This is a genomic window from Kitasatospora sp. NPDC096077, assembly GCF_040303245.1.
Classification (GTDB): domain Bacteria; phylum Actinomycetota; class Actinomycetes; order Streptomycetales; family Streptomycetaceae; genus Kitasatospora.
Window position 1 is genome coordinate 316,196 of the sequence record NZ_JBEOSV010000001.1, and the last position, 13,801, is coordinate 329,996.

General features: G+C 71.7%; 12 protein-coding genes. 4 read left to right on the plus strand and 8 right to left on the minus strand.

Features of this window, described 5'->3' with window-relative positions; genetic code table 11:
- Positions 1–58 precede the first annotated feature (58 nt).
- Both ABTZ03_RS01145 and ABTZ03_RS01150 read left to right on the plus strand, forming a co-directional pair.
- Positions 59–1,627, plus strand: coding sequence for a threonine/serine exporter family protein (locus ABTZ03_RS01145; RefSeq protein WP_350510735.1), 1,569 nt, complete (start codon positions 59–61; stop codon positions 1,625–1,627).
- 176 nt (positions 1,628–1,803) lie between these two features.
- Positions 1,804–1,959 (plus strand): DUF6131 family protein, encoded by a 156-nt coding sequence (locus ABTZ03_RS01150; protein WP_350510736.1) that lies wholly within the window; start codon positions 1,804–1,806, stop codon positions 1,957–1,959.
- Positions 1,960–2,038: 79 nt separating this feature from the next.
- Here ABTZ03_RS01150 and ABTZ03_RS01155 read toward each other — a convergent pair whose 3' ends face one another.
- Complete coding sequence (locus tag ABTZ03_RS01155; protein WP_350510737.1) at positions 2,039–2,332, minus strand: helix-turn-helix transcriptional regulator; 294 nt, start codon at positions 2,330–2,332, stop codon at positions 2,039–2,041.
- 295 nt (positions 2,333–2,627) lie between these two features.
- Between ABTZ03_RS01155 and ABTZ03_RS01160 the strand changes: the two genes are divergently transcribed.
- Positions 2,628–2,993 (plus strand): STAS domain-containing protein, encoded by a 366-nt coding sequence (locus ABTZ03_RS01160; RefSeq protein WP_350510738.1) that lies wholly within the window; start codon positions 2,628–2,630, stop codon positions 2,991–2,993.
- A gap of 108 nt (positions 2,994–3,101) precedes the next feature.
- Here the strand turns inward: ABTZ03_RS01160 and ABTZ03_RS01165 are convergent, their stop codons facing one another.
- The 4 genes from ABTZ03_RS01165 to ABTZ03_RS01180 form a co-directional block, all read right to left on the minus strand.
- Positions 3,102–3,500 carry an ATP-binding protein gene (locus ABTZ03_RS01165; RefSeq protein WP_350510739.1) on the minus strand — a complete coding sequence of 133 codons (399 nt, stop codon included), beginning with the start codon at positions 3,498–3,500 and terminating at the stop codon, positions 3,102–3,104.
- 425 nt (positions 3,501–3,925) lie between these two features.
- On the minus strand, positions 3,926–6,703 hold the full coding sequence (locus ABTZ03_RS01170) for a M48 family metallopeptidase (protein WP_350510740.1): 2,778 nt from the start codon (positions 6,701–6,703) through the stop codon (positions 3,926–3,928).
- A gap of 1 nt (position 6,704) precedes the next feature.
- Entirely contained in the window at positions 6,705–7,166 is a 462-nt protein-coding gene (locus ABTZ03_RS01175) for a hypothetical protein (RefSeq protein ID WP_350510741.1), read from the minus strand.
- A 260-nt stretch (positions 7,167–7,426) separates the two neighbouring features.
- On the minus strand, positions 7,427–8,269 hold the full coding sequence (locus tag ABTZ03_RS01180) for a MerR family transcriptional regulator (RefSeq protein WP_350510742.1): 843 nt from the start codon (positions 8,267–8,269) through the stop codon (positions 7,427–7,429).
- 315 nt (positions 8,270–8,584) lie between these two features.
- Between ABTZ03_RS01180 and ABTZ03_RS01185 the strand changes: the two genes are divergently transcribed.
- Positions 8,585–9,661, plus strand: coding sequence for a PIG-L deacetylase family protein (locus ABTZ03_RS01185; RefSeq protein WP_350510743.1), 1,077 nt, complete (start codon positions 8,585–8,587; stop codon positions 9,659–9,661).
- 207 nt (positions 9,662–9,868) lie between these two features.
- On the opposite strand, the gene ABTZ03_RS01190 is transcribed toward ABTZ03_RS01185, so the two are convergent.
- The 3 genes from ABTZ03_RS01190 to ABTZ03_RS01200 form a co-directional block, all read right to left on the minus strand.
- Positions 9,869–11,470, minus strand: a complete 1,602-nt coding sequence (locus ABTZ03_RS01190; RefSeq protein WP_350510744.1) for a multicopper oxidase family protein — start codon at positions 11,468–11,470, stop codon at positions 9,869–9,871.
- Positions 11,471–12,062: 592 nt separating this feature from the next.
- Positions 12,063–13,283 (minus strand): MAB_1171c family putative transporter, encoded by a 1,221-nt coding sequence (locus ABTZ03_RS01195; protein ID WP_350510745.1) that lies wholly within the window; start codon positions 13,281–13,283, stop codon positions 12,063–12,065.
- Entirely contained in the window at positions 13,268–13,789 is a 522-nt protein-coding gene (locus ABTZ03_RS01200) for a regulator component (RefSeq protein WP_350510746.1), read from the minus strand. Before ABTZ03_RS01200 ends, ABTZ03_RS01195 begins: the two co-directional genes overlap by 16 nt.
- Between the last annotated feature and the right edge of the window lie 12 nt (positions 13,790–13,801).

The window sequence follows — 13,801 nt, forward strand, 5'->3', positions numbered from 1 at the left end:
CCACGGGTAGACAAGCGAGCACGAAGAGTTACCGCGGGGGGTGGTGCGAGGAGCGGCGATGCCGGAGCACGAGCAGCTCGGTGCGGGCGCCGAGCCAGACCGCGGGCCCGGCCCGCAGGTGCCGGCACAGGGCGGCCCTGCCGGAGACCGGGCGGCCGCCACCGCACCCGCCCACCCGGGTGCCGCACCGGCACCCGCCGTCGGCGACGCGGCCGACGCGCAGGACGGCGGCAGCGAGGTCGACGGCGCGGTGGCGTGGCCGGACCGGATACTGCCGCTGCTGCGCCTCCCGACCGCCGCCCGCCCGCTCGACGACGGCGTGCGCGAGAACCACCCGAAGCCCGAGGAGCTGGCCGCCGCCGTCAGCCTCGCCCTGCGGGTGGGAGAGCTGATGCTGGCCTGCGGCGAGAGTGCCGAGGACGTCGAGGCGGCCGTGTTCGCCGTCACCTCGACCTACCGTGCCCCGTTCTGCGACCCGCAGGTCACGTTCACGCGGGTCGCGATCTCCTACCAGCCGGGCCCCGGCGAGCCGCCGGTGACAGCCGAACGCTCGGTGCGCCGCCCCGCCGGGGACTACGCACGGCTGGCGGCGCTCTTCCGACTGGTCACCGAGATCACCGCCGGCGGTCTGCCGGCGGAAGCCGCCCACCGCCGGCTGACGGCCGTGCACCGGGAACACCACCGCTACCCCTGCTGGCTCACCGTTCCGTCCACCGGCCTGCTGGCAGGTTCTGCGACGCTGCTGGTCAGCGGGCGCGCCGACGCCCGCGCCTGGCTGGTGTTCGTGTGCGCCGTCGTGGCGGCCCTCGCGGGAGACCGGCTGTCGACCCTGGTCGGACGGCGCGCCCTGCCGGAGTTCTACCGGATCTCCGCGGCCGCGGCACCGGCCGCGGCCGTCGGCATCCTGATGTCCTTCAACCAGCTGCACCTGCGCGGGTCCGTGGTGATCGCCGGAGGACTGTTCGCGTTCATGCCGGGCTGGCCCATGGTCGCCGCCGTCCAGGACGGCCTCACGGGTTTCTACCTCACCGCCGCCGCCCGGCTGCTGGAAGCGCTGTACCTGATGGCCGGCGTCGTCGTCGGGGTGACGACCGTCCTCTACGTCGGCGTCAACAACGGCGCGGACCTGATGGCCCAGTCCGTCCCCGCCCCGTCGAACCCCGCGCTCCAACTGGCGGCGGCAGTCCTGCTCACCCTGTTCTTCGCCGTGCTGCTCAACACCGAGCCCGCCGCGCTTCCGGCCGTCCTCGTCAACAGCGCGGCGGGCTGGTCGACGTACGGCGCACTGGTGCAGGCGGGCACCGAACCCATCATGGCCACCGGCTTCGCCGCCATGCTGGTCGGCCTGTCCGGACAGCTCACGGCCCGGTTCGGCGGCAGCCCCGCCCTGCCGTTCGTGACCGCGGCCCTCGGACCGCTGCTCCCCGGGTCGGAGCTCTACTTCGGACTGATCGCCTTCGTCCAGGGCGAACCCGAGGCCGGGCTCAGCGGCGTCGGGCGCGCAACGGCCACCGCGATGGCCCTCGCGATCGGCGTCAGCCTGGGCCACGAGGTGGCCCGCCTCTTCCTCCCCGCGCCCGGAGTGGTCCTCGCCGGCCGGCGACCCGGTGGACGCCACCGCCGTTGAGCGGCTCGACCGACTGCGCGGACGCCTCGTGAAGGTTTACCGGACACGCAGTGCGGTAGGCGCGACCCATGGGCACGGCCGGAGGTACGGCGGCTCCGCTGCCCAGGGCCGTTCGGGCGCGACAGACGCGGAGCGGGCCTTCCGACAACCGTCCTGTCATCGACCAAGGAGGAACCATGGTCATCCTCGGCGTCATCCTGCTCATCGTCGGATTCGTGATCGGGTTTCCGATCCTGTGGACCCTCGGCATGATCCTCGTCGTCATCGGGCTCGTACTCTGGGTCGCCGGAGCCGTCGGGCACACCGTCGGCGGGCGTCGTCACTACTTCTGACCCGACTGCTTCCGCCCTGCCCGAGCCACCGCGTCGACCCCCACGGGCCGGCGCGGGCGGCCGACGGGCCCGCCAGGCGTCAGCGGATGAGGACTGCGAGGAGTTCGGCGACGGTGGGGCCGGCGTCCGCGGGGTGGCGCAGCTGTTTGGCGGCGATGACGCTGTAGTGGTTGGTGCGGCCGCGGCGTTCGTGGGTGAGGTATCCGGCCTGTTCGAGGTCGCTGATCATGCGCTGGACGGCGCGTTCGGTGAGCAGGCAGCGGGTGGCGATGTCGCGGACGCGAATACCGGGGTCGCGGGCGATCTGGACCAGGACGCGGGCGTGGTTGGTCAGGAACGTCCACTGCCGTTCGGTGGTCGCGTCGTCGTCCATGTCTCCACGATAGGACACCCGTTTCACGCCTGGCGAAACGCGATAGACGTTTCAGGTATTGGTTGACAGGTCTCGGAGGAGGGCGAACAGTGGAAGTACCGCACACCGCACCGCCGTCGCAGCGGATTCCGTGCGGCGCTCCCCCGGTAGGAGATGGTGGTACGTGTGGACCCGATGAACAGGGAAGGCCTGGAACGGCCGGCCGCTGTGCCGGCGGAGCGGGTCGGCGCCCCCTGTGAGTGCGGCGAGGACGCGGGGCGTGTGGAGCCCGCACCCCGGCTGTGAGGAGGCGGCTGTGCTGCCCGGCCTGAAGTCGGAGACCGTACGGGTCGGCCCGGCACTGGTGTGCTCCTTCACCGGGGACCTGATCCTCGACAGCGAACCACAGGCCGAGCAGGCGCTGAACGCCGCCCTGGACCAGCACCCCGGTCTGCTCGTCGTCGACCTGGCCGGGGTGGAGCTGTTCACCTCCACCGGCCTCAACCTGCTCCTGACCACCCGCCGCCGCGCCGCCGCCGAGGGCGTCCCGCTGGTGCTGCTCGCGCCCCCGCAGCAGACACTGCGGGTCCTGGAGATCACCGACACCGCCAAGCTGTTCACGCTGTACGCCGACGTCGGGGATGCGCTTCGGCACCACCCGCCGACCACGCCGCGCGGCTGAGCCCATGACCTCGCCGGCGTCGGGATGCCGTACCGGCACGTGCCGACGCCGCGCACCGAGGCCGGACCGGTGCTGTCGGCGACCGTCCACCTCGCCTTGACGATCACGTCAGTAGCGACCGGTCAACGGTGAAGGCACTTCCAGCCACACCTGTTTCCCACCGTCCTCGGGCGTGCTCCCCCACGCCCCGGCCAGCGTGTGCACCACCCGCAGTCCGTGCCCACCCGGCCGCCCCGGCCCCACCGGACGAAGGGTCGGCATCTCGGGACTCCCGTCCGAGACCTCCACCCGCAAGCGGAGCCCGTCCCAGCGCAACCGCAGCTCACGCGGACCTCCCGGTGCGTGCAGACAGGCATTGGTCACCAGCTCCGACACCATCAGCAGAACGTCCTCGGCGACCGCCCGCTCCTCGTCGCCGGCAGCGGGCAACCAGCCCCACGACCGCAAGACGTCCTCGCTGAAGTCCCGGCCACGGCGCACCGCGCCACCGCACCCGACGAACAGCATCCGACGGACCCGCTCGCCACCTGGCCAGGACTCCTGCCGGGAACGCCGTTCCACAGCTGCTCACCCCTGATCCGATCGAGGAGCCGCGCGGTGCCGCTCCGGGGGCCGCAACGCCTTCAACGCCGCTTCGACGGCATCCTCGGCTGGCCCTGTCATGGTGCGCTCCCTGGCCGATGGGACGGCGGTGTGCCTTTCCCGTCATCATGCCGCGCATGGTGGGCACCCGCGTGAGCTGCGGTTGCGCCGGGACCTGCTCCTGTTCCTAGCTCGGCGCCTGCCCAGGCTTCGTTCGGCTACACGGGGCGGCGAGTCGGGACATGGCGCCGAATCCTGATCGGACGCGAACGGCCACGCGTGAACCCTGCCCCTCAGGGCAGACGCGAGCCGACGGAACCGCTGCCGACAAGGTGCGGAGCCACGCGGAATCAAGTCTTGCTGAGGCCCACCTTCAGGTCCGCGCCCAAGTCCTCGGCCTGCGCTGGTTCCACGACAGCGGAAACCAGGTCGGCCTTCGCGGTCTGGGGATCCACAGCCGTGGCAGCCGCCGTGCACATATCCGCGGAGTTCTCCAGTTGCCGAAGATAACCGCTCCAGTCCGCGGCGGCCTTGGCCCATGGTGGTGCCGGGAACGCGCGGGCTCGACCGACGGCGGCGACCAGGTTCCGGCAGGCCTCCTGCACGTGCGGGTCCCGGGTGCTCGCAAGCCAGTCGACCGGCTGCTTCTCGATCCACGGCCGCAGCCGTTGGAAGTAGTCGTGGAGAGCAGTGAAGGAATCCGACATCTGTGTCATCCCGCCGCCCGCTATCCAGAACCGGTAACTCTCCTCCTCGACCTCCTCCGTGTCAGCGGGCGGCGGCGGTACATAGTCCGGGGCGCCCACGCTCTCGATCCGCGTGTGCCGAGGTGCCGGCCAGAGGTGCAGTATCGGCCAGAGGGCCAACGCGACGAATGCCCCGGCGACTGCCACCAGTCCCAGCCGCGTCGCCGGTCGTGGCAGCACAGCCGCCGCAGGCTGCGGCTGCGGCTGCGGCCGACGGCGCAGCCTACGGCCGAGCAGGACGCCCGCGACGCTCAGCAGGGTGCCGAGGATGCCGATGTCCCGCAGGGCCTCGAAGGCGACGAAAACGTCACCGGTGCCGGTGCAGTCGCCTGACGTGAGGCCCAGTGTCGGCAGGCAGGAGTCGGCCCGATGGACACCCCAGAGGAGGAGACAGCACAGGAGGCCGGTCAGCGTCGTGGCGAACAGGGCCGGCATCAGTCGCATTCGCCGGATTCCGAGCAGGGCGGCGGCGCCTGTCTGGACGGCGAGGACGGCGGCGATCTCCCAGCAGAGGAACACTACGGCGTACCCGTCACCCGCCCGGATCGCCGCGGAATCCGTCAGATGCGCCGCTGCCCGCAGGCCGATGTCGATCACCAGCCACATCAACGCCCCGATGACCCCGATGCGGACCGCTGAACGCACGGCCTCTCGGCGAGCCGCCCCCAGGAGAAGGGGGACGAGCCACAGCAGCGGGACGGTGAAGGTGGTCACCGGCCCGAGGACCCACAACAGGACGAACAGAGCGAGCACGGCCTCCACCACCGCCAGGTCCAGCCCGGTCCCGTGCGCCTGCGACACGAAGTGCCGCCACACTGACGCGTCCGCGGACAGGGTCGGCCCGAGCGGCGCCAAGGCGTAGTTGTAGGTGTTCCACCAGCGCAGGCACGCCCAACCCGCGAACAGCATTGCGGCGACGACGAGCAGGCGGCGCCGTCGACTCGCGGTGGCGAGCAACTGCCAGCAGTGCCCCGCCCAATGGCACAGCACCAGGACGGCCACCAGCATGAGGGCAGCCATTCCCGCATCCCGTCCGAGACCGGCCGCGTCGAACACCGGCGACGCCATCGCAGGCGTGTGCCGGAACAGTTCGGCGCTGTGCAGGATGGCCAAGCCGTAGGCCGAGGCCAGGCCGAGCCCCAGTCCGAGTCCCGCACGGGTGTACACGCCGCGGCCACCCGCACCGGAGCGGATGAACGCCGCGCCGCGCCAACCCGCCACGACCACCACCACGGCCGTCAGTAGCGTGGCGGCGTCGTGGGTTCCCTGGTAGGCGAACGAGGCGTCCAAGGTCTGCGCCGCCTGGTACGCGTAGTCGCCGGTGACATAGACGGCGAACGCGGCCGTGAAGGTCTCCCAGAAGCCGGGCCTCAGTAGGCGCTCCGGTCGGTCCAGCAGCCGCACCCTGGTCAGCAGCCGTGGGTGGGTGTGCCACCAGCGGGTCTCGTCCCGTTCGGCCGACGCCACGAAGACCTCGCGCAGCACCGCCGGGTCGGTCCACTGGGCGGCCCGGGCGTCGGCGTAGCCCTCCCGTGCCCGGAGAACCGAGATGCGTGTGGCGTAGACCAGCGCAATCAGGACGACGAAGAACCAGCCAAGAGAGATCAGCTGGTTGAGCAGCTGTCCCATCCCGCCACCCAGCGGATTGCGCAGCGGCTGCGTCGTCTGCAGCAGTGGATCCACCAGGGTCGCCAGGACCGGCAGGACGGTCACCACGACGAACGCGCGCCAGACCGCGAGCGTCAGATACGTGATGGTCACATCCCCGTTGCGGATGTGGGCCAGCTCGTGTGCCAGCACGGCCCGGAACTTCTCGGGGTCGTGCCGCCGCTGTACCACCAGCCCGGCGCTCAGGGAGACCTGGCGCCGGCCGAGTCCACCGAACGCCTGCCCGGCGGGGCGCGCGTTGGCCGGATCGAGGAGGAACCCCGGCGGTCGAGCCAGACCCGCCAGGTCCACCAACTCCTGTAGTTCCTCCCGCAGCGCGGCGGTGTCGGGCGAGGGCAGTTCCTCGATCGGCACCAGCCGCGAGCGGCGCCGGCGCCACCAGGGATGCCCCGCGAACAGCAGCAGCGCCAACAGCCCCAGCACCGCCAGCGCAACGGCGACCCACAGCATCTGGGTGAGCGCCAGGTTCCCCACGCAGTGGTTGAACCGCTGTCGTTTGAGCTCGTCCTGCGGCGAGAGCCAGTCTCCCATCGGCTGGTAGTAGCCGCTGTCCACCGAGCACCGGGCCTCGGGGAGGCCGCTCGTCGGCCGCCAATCGGAGATGAGCGTCCCCCACCACGTCGCAGTGACGCCGACCACCAACAGGATGAGCGAGCCGAAACGCAGGGTCGTGCTGGCTGGGGCGCTGAACGGTCCTTCGGTCGGGCGTGTCACCTCAGGCCGTTCCGCTCCCCTTGCTCGCCGGTCCGCCCGGCGCCGGCAGATCCTCGGCCGCCGCGAGCAGCGCGTCCACCAGCGGCGTTGCCTTCTCTTCCGGAACGCCCAGTTCCCTTGCCGTGCTGATGAGTTGGTCCCGCAGTGCGACGGCCCCCGCCGAAACGTCCGGCACCTCGGCCGGACCGGCCGGACGGTCCGCGCGACGAAGCATGCGCCAGGCGCGCCGCAGTCCGTGTCCGCCGCGCTTGAGGACCTCGTCACTGACGTTGTCCAACAGCCGGTTGCAGAGCGAGTTCGCCAGCGCCAGCGCCACCGGGCTGATCAAGACCACCGCAGTGTCCCACCCCGACGCGATGATCCCATCCGCGTATCGCCGCTCGCGCGGCAACTCGCCGCGTTTGACGAACTGCGCGGCCAGCGGCTCGAAGAACACCGACTCCTCCGAGGCGACGGCACCCACGGCCCGCCGGGCCACCTCCGAGACGAACTCCCGTCGCCGAGCCTCTACCTCGTGCACAAAGCTCCCCTCCCCACAAGAAAGCGCCCCCCGGCACTGAGCTTCAACCACCAAGTTCCCTTAATCGAAAGAGACTTGGGATTATCAAGGCACAGACCGTACCACCGACGGCGGTCGACCGCAGACCGCTGTGGCCTGCCGATCCGGAGCAACAGCAGGTGCCCTGCAGCCGGAGTCCCGATGGCGTCCTTGAAGACCGCCCCCTAGTCGGCGGTGGGTTCGCCAATCGGCCAGGCGATCTCCAGGCGGTTGCCGGGGTCGTCCGGCGTCCCGGTCCACCGGCGGTAGATCATCCGGACCGGGCCCGCGAAGGCGAAGCCGTGCTCGGTGATCCAGGCGGCGACGGCGTCGTACGCGCCGAGGATGTGCGGGAACCCGGCGTCCGCTCCCTCGACCTGGGTGCAGGCCAGCGCCGTCTCGGGCAGCTCACACACGCTCATGCCCTCGGGCAGGTCCGCGGGCTGGGCGCCCTGGTCCCAGAACGGCAGGCAGGCCTCCACGAGGGCCTCGTTCTCGTCGTCGCACACCCCGTGGAAGCGGACGAAGGCCGGCCCGGTGAAGGTGAGCGGACCGCGGCCGGCCACCTCGTACACCTCGCGGTAGGCGCCGGCGAGGAAAGCGCCGAGGCCGGTGTTGTCCACGCTCGCGGCGCGGACGAGGATACGTTCGGCGCTGCCCTGGCGGACGGTGACGTGGTGGGTCATGCCTACTCCTTCGGTCAGTCGGCTCAACAGGCCGTGGACAGCGCAGCGCTGCGCGTGCAGGTGCCGCTCGGCCGCCCGCAGGTGCTCGCGCAGGGCGGCGGCCAGTTCCTCTCGGCCGCCGCCGAGCAGGCGGCGCACCTCCTCGACGGGGATGTCCAGCTGCCGCAGCGCCCTGATCACCTGCGCCGTGCGCACCTGGTCGCGCCGGAAGTAGCGGTAGCCGCTCACCGGGTCGACGTACGTCGGCACCAGCACGCCGCAGGCGTCGTAGTGCCGCAGGGCGGTGACCGAGAGGCCGCTGGCCTGGGAGAACTGCCCGATCGGCAGCAGGTTTCTGTCCACGGCCCCGACTGTGCCCCCTCAGGCCACCCGAGAGTCAAGACCTTTGCCCGATCGACGACTCCGTCGGCCGCGACGACGGCTCGGCGCACCGCCCCCACCGTTGCCGATGCCGCCGCCGATGGGCGGGCCGGTGCCCGGGAGCACGGTCCCGGTCCGGGGTGGGTGCGGGAGTGCGGTCCCCGTTCCGATGGGTGACGCCTGGTGACGGTGCGCTCCGTAGTGTCGTGGGTGTGACCTGGTGGTTCGTCCGCCGTCACCTTCGACGCCCGTTTCCCGTGCCGCCCCCGGTGGCGCCGCTGTCCAAGGAGCCTGCCCATGGCCGATCGTCATTTCCGCCACCGCCTCGATCTCTCCGCTTCCACCGGCGACGCCGGGCCGGGGTTCGGGCCCGCCCGGTGGAGCGGGCCGGAGGCCGCGCTGGCGGACCTCGCACCCGCGGGCCTGTCCCGGCGGCGGTTGCTGACGGCGGGCGCGATGGCCGGGGCGACGCTGCTGGGCACCGGCCTGATGGGGGGCAAGGCCTCGGCCGCCTCCAAGCCGGCGATCTTCTACTCGCCGCACCAGGACGACGAGGCGCTGGGCCTGGCCGGGTCGATCCTGGAGCACAAGGCGGCCGGACGGCCCGTGTATCTGGTGCTGGTGACTCGGGGTGAGAACAACCAGCTGGCGGAGATCATGAACGAGTGGAAGTGGAAGGACGATACCAAGACGACCAAGATCGATTGGTCGTGCAGGCTGCGCCCCTCGGGCCGGTGCGCGGCGCACGGCCGCCACGGGGTGGACTGGCCGACCGACGGTGACGCCATGGTCGTGCCCGGCCGGACCACCGAGTTCATGGCCTCGGCGAAGGCCCTCGGCGTCGACAAGGTGATCAACTGGAAGATCCCCGACACCGTGTACAACCCCGGCAACGCCTTCGACAAGTTCACCAAGACGGTCAAGTCGAAGATCGCGTCCCTCGCGGACCAGTACCCGGGAGCCTCACACAAGTTCACCGCGGGCTGGCTGGAGGTCACCCGGACCCACAAGGCGATCACCGACGCGGCCGTGGAGCTGGCGTGGGACGGCGTGCTCACCGACGTGCGCTTCAACTTCGTCTACGCCTACGACTTCGCGGAGAGCGACCGCCGCAGGGGCGCCGCCTACGTGCTGGACATCCCCGACGAGCACCTGCAGAAGAAGCAGAACGCCATCCACTGCTACAACAAGTGGAGCCCGTCCGAGAACTTCTACGCGCTCGGCTACCACAGCGTCCCGGAGAAGATGGAGGCCGCGGCGGCCGACCGGCACGAGTACGTCTTCGCCCTCCCCAAGAAGGGCAAGTACCAGACCGGCAACATCGACGCGGAGAGCGAGGACTACGACGGCAAGCCGCAGTGGGACTGGTCCTGACGGACCGCCGGGCGGGTCATTGAACGCTGCACCATGTTCTCGACGCAAAGCCCCCCGGCGCCCGTTCGCCCCCGGTACGCCGCCACCACCAGCGTGGCGCCGGCCGGGGGCACTCGGACCAACGCGGCATGGGGTGTTCGCATTCCTTGCAGAACGTCCCCCATGCCGCGAATGAAGTTGACGGTGGTTCCGCAGGTCAGGCCCCGGCTACGGGACGACGTCGATGAAGCCCATCATGCCGTGGTCCTCGTGGGCGGCGATGTGGCAGTGGAACATCCACTTGCCCGGGTAGTCGGCGAAGGCGACCCGGATGACGACGTTGCCGGGGCCGCCGTCGGTCGCGTGCGGCACCACGACGGTGTCCTGGCGGTGGGTGTAGGGCTGGGCGGTGCCGTTGACGGAGAGCACCTCGAAGGCATTGGTGTGGAGGTGGAAGGGGTGGTCCTCGCCGGAGTGGTTGACGATGGTCCACTCCTCGACGGTGCCGACCTTGGCCGGGGTGGTGAAGGCCGGGGTGCCCGCCGCGAATTGGCTGCCGTTGAGGTAGAAGGTGTTGCCGTCGGCGCTCTCGCCGAGGTCGACGGTGCGCCGGTGGGCGATCGGTTCGGCGGCGAGGTCCGCCGGGGCGGTCGGGATGGCGCCGGTGACGTCCGGGAGTCGGTGCACCGCGCTGCCGGCGATCTTGATCGCGGCCAGTTCGGTGTCCGGGTAGGCGTCGCCCTGGGGACCGTTGCTGTAGGCGGTGGTGCGCAGGACCGTCCGGGCGGGGTGGGCGCCGGCGGTGACCAGGACGTCGTAGCGCTTGCCCGGGGGCAGCAGCAGGCGGTCCGCGGTGGTGACCCGGGCTACCGGTTCGCCGTCCTCGCCGACGACGGTGAACCGGTAGCCGTCGAGCTGGAGTTGGTAGAAGATGTCGGCCCCGGCGTTGGCCAGGCGCCACAGCTGGGTCTCGTTCGGCCGCATCGACAGCACCGGCCGCAGCTGGCCGTTGACCAGGCGCACGGTCGGGTCGTCGGAGTTGATCGAGGTGGTGTCGGTGTTCTGCAGGATGTGCCCGGCGGGGTCGAGTTGGACGTCCTTGAGCACCAGGGTGTGGGCGGTGACGTGCCGTAGCGCCGCCGGGAGCAGGGTGCGGTCGTCGCCGACGACCAGGGCGCCGGAGAGGCCGGCGAAGATCTGGTTCTCCACGTCGCCGGTCATGGCGCCCATGTCGGGCATGGCCGCGGCGCCGGGGGCCGGGCAGCTGGTGCCCATGGCGTGGCTGTGGTACCAGAAGGTGCCCTGGGCGTGGTCGGCGGGGATGGCCAGCCGGTAGGTGGTCTCGGCTCCCGGCTCGACGCACAGGAAGGGGTCGTCGGACTGCCCCTCGGGCGACACGTGCAGGCCGTGGAAGTGCAGGTTGGTGGCCACCGGCAGGTGGTTGACGAGGTGGACGGTGACGGTCGCGCCCGGCTCCGCGTGCAGGGTGGGGGCGACGTACGAGCCGGTGTAGGAGGCTCCGTAGACCTCCCGCCCGGAGATCTGGTAGCGGCTGCGGCCGGCGTCCAGGGTGATGGTCAGGTTCGGGTCGCGGGTGCCGCCCGTCTCGGCGACCGGCGGATCCTGGAACGGCGTGCCTGCCCGCATGCCGTGTTCCTGATCGGCGGTCGAGAGGGGTTTCGGGGCGTCCGCGGGCGAGGCCGCCATCGCCTCGGCGCCGACGGCGGCCGAGAGGAGGACGGCGACGGCGGTCATCGCGTGGAGGATCCGCCGGACGCGGCGTATCCGCTGCCGGTCGGGGTCGGTCGAGGCTTCGATGTCGCGGGACATCAGGTCTCCGTTATTCAAGTTGTCAGTGAGGGTGGGTGGAACTGGACGCTCAGCCTGATCGTTTGTCCAGTCCTTGACAAGGCCTCACCAACCCCTCACCCGCGCCTCACCTTCCCCACAGGGCGCTGTACTGGAGTCCGGCGGAGGACCGCCCCCGGTCGCGTGATCGAACTCACCCCCGGACGGCCCAGGGTGGCCCAGGACAGTCCGGACAGCCCCGGGGCGCCGCGCCCCCGCCCACCCCCGTGGGACGGGAACGCGGCCGCCCGGAGCGCCGCTCCCCCACGGGCCGTCAGCAGCCGGTCGTCACGACCGCTCCCCCGCGCCGACGGCCCGTCGGACCACTTCGCACGCTCCGCGCGCTCCGCCGGCTCCAGCCCGTGTCACGGACCGTCCGGCGGCGCCACCGGGAGTCCCCTCCGACGTCCCCCGGTGAAACACCGTTGCTGTCCGTGCCGCGCATCCCCCGACCCCCCGATCGGCCTCGGCGAGCTCCCCCACTGCGGTGACGATCATAATCGCCAAACAGCGAAAACCGCACCTCCCGGGCGGGACTGACTGGCGAAAACAGTCGCGGACGGCCGGCCACCCGTCAGCGGGCGGTCTCCTCCTCGCCCACCTGCCGGTACGCGGCCGCGACGGCGAGCATCCAGGCGATCTCCTCGCGCGGGGTCCGGCCGCCGGTGGTGGTGACCAGGGCCGCGGGCAGCGCCGGGGCGGGGAGGTCCCGGGCCCGGTGCCGGACGGCCGCGCGCAGCCAGCGGGCCTCGACCCGGGCGAGGTCCTCGTCCCCGCCGCCCGGCGTCGGTGCGACACCGGCGCCCCCGTCCGCGCCTCCGTCCACGCCCCCGTCCGGGTCGGCGACCGGGGTGTCCTCGCGCAGCACCAGGACGGCGTCCCGGATGGCAAAGGCCCGGTGGGCGAGCTCGACCGAGCGGTCACGGCCGATCAGCAGGTCGCGCAGCCGACTGCTCGCGGTGCCCAGCACCACGTGCGGCACGACGGCCGTCACGTCCGCCCAGAGCGGGTGCAGCCGCCACAGCGCGTACTGGTCCCGCAGGTGGCCGACCAGCCTCCCGGCCGGCGGGATCACCACGCCGAGGACGAACAGCACCAGCATCACCGCGGGCAGCAGCTCACACAGCAGGTCCTGGATCGGTACCGGCCGGCCCTGGGCGTCGAACTCGGTGGCGTCGCCGTGGACCAGGATGAACTGGTACCGGTAGAGCGTGTAGACCAGGCCGGTCGCGCTGCCGGCCGTCAGACAGCTCACCCCGGTCCGCAGCGCCCCGCGCGGGACGGCGGCCCGCTTCGACCAGAACAGGACCATCGCCCGGGCGCTGGCCAGCGCGAAGACGGTGTTGAAGACGTACAGGTAGACCTTGACCCCGAGGTGGCCGTAGTGGGCGTCGATACCGAAGGCGCCGTCGGCGTCGTGCGGGAGGGCGTAGACGAACAGCAGGGTCAGGGCGACGCCCGCGGCCAGCATGACGACCAGCCGGGCCCGGGCCGCACCCGGCCGCTCGACGCGGTGGCGGACCGCCTGGACGTACTCCAGCAGGAAGTACGCCGCGGCCAACCCGGCGAGGTGCTTCAGCAGCTGGGTGACGTCCCGGATGCCGGTGAGCTCGCCCAGCGCGTGCTCGACGAAGGCGGGGCGGAAGCTCAGTCCGAGCGCCATCGCGGCGAAACCGGCCCAGAGCGCGCGGTTCGCCCGGGTGGTGAGGGCCGTGGGGACCCGCCAGAGCACGACGCCCCAGATCAGCGTGGGCATCAGCCAGGTGAACAGCGGGCGCATCAGGGGTTCCTCCACCGGGGCCGGCGTATCGGGTGCAACAGGCTCTCGGCCAGGTGGCCGGAGTCCGGGTCCGGGTCGGTGGGAGCGCCCGCCAGGTCGGCGAGCAGCAGGGCGATCATCTCGGCCTCCTGCTCCTCGGCGCTGTGGTAGCCGGTCCGGCCCGCGCCGAGCAGCTGGGCGATCAGTTCGGGGGTCAGATCGGGCAGCAGCGCGGTCAGCCGGGAGAGTTCGAGGGTGCCGGTGTGGCCGCACAGGACGTGACCGAGCTCGTGCAGCTTGATCAGGTCCTGGTGGGCGGGGCTGGTGCGCTCCTCGTAGTAGACGACGTCGATGCTGGGCAGCGCGATCCACAGCCCGCAGGGCAGGTCCGGACCGAGCGCGGGCAGCGGCTCCATGACGATGCGGCGGCCCCGCTCCTGTTCCAGCGCGGCGCGGAAGCCCTCGACGGTGAACGGGGTGGGCAGGCTCAGGCCGGAGAGCCGCTGTTCGCAGCGTCGGCGCAGGCCACGGGGGAAGGCCAAGGCGGGGGTGTT